A 2588-nucleotide genomic window follows, 5' to 3' on the forward strand; every position below is an offset into this window, starting at 1 on the left:
GCCCTACCCCGAGCGCCAAGCCCTCCCCCTCGGCCACCCGGCCGGCCCCGACGAAGACGAAGCCGGTCAAGCCCGCCAAGCCGGTGCGCCCGCGACCCGTCGCCGGTCTGACCCAGACCCAGATGGACAACGCCAAGGTGATCGTCGACGTCGGCGTCGGCCTGAAGATGCCCCACCGGGCGCTGGTCGTCGCGATGGCCACCGCGATGCAGGAGAGCAACCTCTACAACCTGGCCAACGACTGGGTTCCCGAGTCCCTCGACCTGCCCAACCAGGGCAGCGGCGCCGACCACGACTCCGTCGGCCTGTTCCAGCAGCGCCCCAGCAGCGGCTGGGGGACCGTCGCCGAGCTGATGCGCCCGGCGTACGCGGCCCGCGCCTTCTACCTCGCGCTGCGGGAGATCCCCGGCTGGCAGGAGATGAGCGTCGCCGGGGCGGCCCAGGCCGTGCAGGTCTCCGCCTTCCCCGACGCGTACGCCCAGCACGAGGACCGGGCGACCACGATCGTCGCCGCGCTCACCTGACGCAGCCGCTCAGGCATCGCCGCGCCCACCCGGCGGCTCGGTCGCCGTCCCGGCGGCCCGGGTGGCCGGGACCCCGCTGGGCGGCACCGCGGCGGCGGCGGTCGGGGTGTCGGCCGGCACCGGCTCCACGGACACCCCGCTGAGGATCTCGTCCACCCGCGACTCGCGCCGGCGGCGCGCCTGCAGCGCCTCCTCGAACTCCCGCCGGGCCTGCACCGCCTCGGCGTACACCCGCTCCCGGAGCTGGCGTGCCTCCTCGCGGGCCGCGTCCAGCTCGAAGCGCGCCTGCGCGAGGAGGTCCGCCGCCTCGCGGTCGACGGCGTCGGCGTGCCGCCGGGCGACCGCCGCGTCGCCCAGGTCCAACCGGTCCAGGAGGCCGCTCAGCGCGAGCGCCTCCCCGCGGACCTCGTCCCACTCCCGGCCGGTCCCGACGGCGCTCTCCGCCCGCGCCGCCAGCCGCGCCAGGCGGATGCCCATCTCGTCCAGGCAGGAGTCGACCTGCCGCCGGTCGTAGCCCATCTCCACGACGGAGAACCTCATGCTGTCGCCCCCCAGGCAGCCGATGCTTTCCTTCCCCACCTGGATCCTCGGCGCTCACGGCGACAGCCGGAGGGGATCGGGAAAAATGTTCAGCATGCGAGCGGCGCGGGGCGGACCGCCCTCAGGAACGCTTCGGGAGCACCACGACGCGGCCGAAGAACTCGTCGATGCGACGCACGACGTCGTTGAAGTCGTCCAGGTCGATCGGCTTGGTGACGTACGCGTTGGCCTGGAGGGTGTAGCTGCCCAGGATGTCCGTGTCGGCGTTCGAGGTGGTCAGCACGACGATCGGGATCGTCCGCAGGTCCTCGTCGCTCTTGACCTCGCCGAGCACCTGCCGGCCGTCCATCCGGGGCATGTTCAGGTCCAGCAGGATGACGTCGGGCCGCCGGGCCTCGGTGTGCCGGCCCTCGCGGCGCAGGAACTCCATCGCCTCCTGGCCGTCGCTGACCACGTCGATGACCTTCTCGACGTCGGAGTCCGCGAGCGCCTCCTCGATCATGAGCACGTCGCCCGGGTCGTCGTCCACCACCAGGATGCGTACCGGACTCGGGGTCACTGGAGGCATGGCTACCTGCTTCGTATCGGGGAGGGGGCGGAGCCTTGCGAGACCTGCTGGCGGGGAAATCTAGCCCATCAACCGGCTGTCCGCGTCCTGGGGTCGGCGGTGTCCGCGTCGTGTCGCAGCACGTCGGCCAGCCCGGTCACCTGGAGCACCCGGTCGACCCGTCCGCTGGCTCCGGTCAGGCGCAGCCAGCCCCCGGCAGCCGACGCCTGGTTGTCGCCGCGCACGAAGGCGGCGATCCCCGTCGAGTCACAGAAGGTCAGCTCGGCCAGGTCGAGCAGCAACCGGTACGTGCCGGCGGCGGCGAGCCGGTCCAGCACGGCGGTCAGCTCCGGGGCGGTGCTCATGTCCAGCTCGCCGGCGAGCCGCAGGTACGCCCCGCCGTCGCGCTCGGCGTACGTGACGGTGAACGACACCCGAACCCCCTCACTCCACCGCAGGCCGAGACGCTTGCAGTGCAGCAAGTATAGACAGGGGGCCGGGGAGCCCCGGCGGCACGTCAGCGCACGCCCGCGCCCCGCACGGCGGCCACCGACGCCCGGCCCTCCTCCAGGAACCGCGTCGCCCGCGGAAAGTCCCGCAGCTCCCGGGCGTAGTGCCCGAGGGTCAGCCCCACCGCGCCGGCCGGCACCCCCCGGCTCGTGAGGATGGACACCAGCCAGTCCACGAACTCGGCGAAGAGGGTGCCGTCGTCGACGTACAGCGCGGCGGCCAGGAAGTCGACGATGTACCCGAGGTCGCTGACCGTCGAGTCGATCTGTGCCGGGGTGTAGTCCCGGGCGGACGGCACCCGCTCCCGCAGGTCGGCCAGTGCCCCGTCGATCAGCTCACCGCGCCGCTTGACCAGGCCCGCGTACTCATCGTCGGCCAGGTGGGTCAACTGCGCCGGCGGCACCCGCCGCAGCGCCGGCTCGTCGGCCACCAGGTCGGCGGCGGAGGGTGCGTCCGGCGCCCACGCC

3 protein-coding genes and 2 pseudogenes are annotated in these 2588 nt (G+C 73.4%); 1 reads left to right on the plus strand and 4 read right to left on the minus strand.

All coding sequences use genetic code 11. The annotated features are described in order from the left end of the window. Nucleotides 1-524 (plus strand): annotated as a pseudogene (locus AB0I76_RS27440) (hypothetical protein); the annotation flags it as partial. Nucleotides 525-533: 9 nt separating this feature from the next. On the opposite strand, the gene AB0I76_RS27445 reads toward AB0I76_RS27440, so the two are convergent. The 4 genes and pseudogenes from AB0I76_RS27445 to AB0I76_RS27460 all read right to left on the minus strand — a co-directional run. Beyond that, entirely contained in the window at nt 534-1064 is a 531-nt protein-coding gene (locus AB0I76_RS27445; protein WP_357041295.1) for an ATPase, read from the minus strand. 121 nt (nt 1065-1185) lie between these two features. Continuing rightward, nucleotides 1186-1632, minus strand: a complete 447-nt coding sequence (locus AB0I76_RS27450) for a response regulator (protein ID WP_357041298.1) — start codon at nt 1630-1632, stop codon at nt 1186-1188. A gap of 68 nt (nt 1633-1700) precedes the next feature. Then, on the minus strand, nt 1701-2045 hold the full coding sequence (locus tag AB0I76_RS27455; RefSeq protein ID WP_357041301.1) for an STAS domain-containing protein: 345 nt from the start codon (nt 2043-2045) through the stop codon (nt 1701-1703). Nucleotides 2046-2128: 83 nt separating this feature from the next. Further along, nucleotides 2129-2588: pseudogene (locus AB0I76_RS27460) on the minus strand (cobalamin-binding protein); the annotation flags it as partial.

The organism is Micromonospora sp. NPDC049799 (assembly GCF_040656655.1).
In the GTDB taxonomy this organism is placed as follows: domain Bacteria; phylum Actinomycetota; class Actinomycetes; order Mycobacteriales; family Micromonosporaceae; genus Micromonospora.

Excerpts from the sequence above, each read along its gene's own strand:
- AB0I76_RS27445 (WP_357041295.1), bottom strand. The coding sequence starts at position 1,064 with ATGAGGTTCTCCGTCGTGGAGATGGGCTACGACCGGCGGCAGGTCGAC.
- AB0I76_RS27450 (WP_357041298.1), bottom strand. The coding sequence starts at position 1,632 with ATGCCTCCAGTGACCCCGAGTCCGGTACGCATCCTGGTGGTGGACGAC.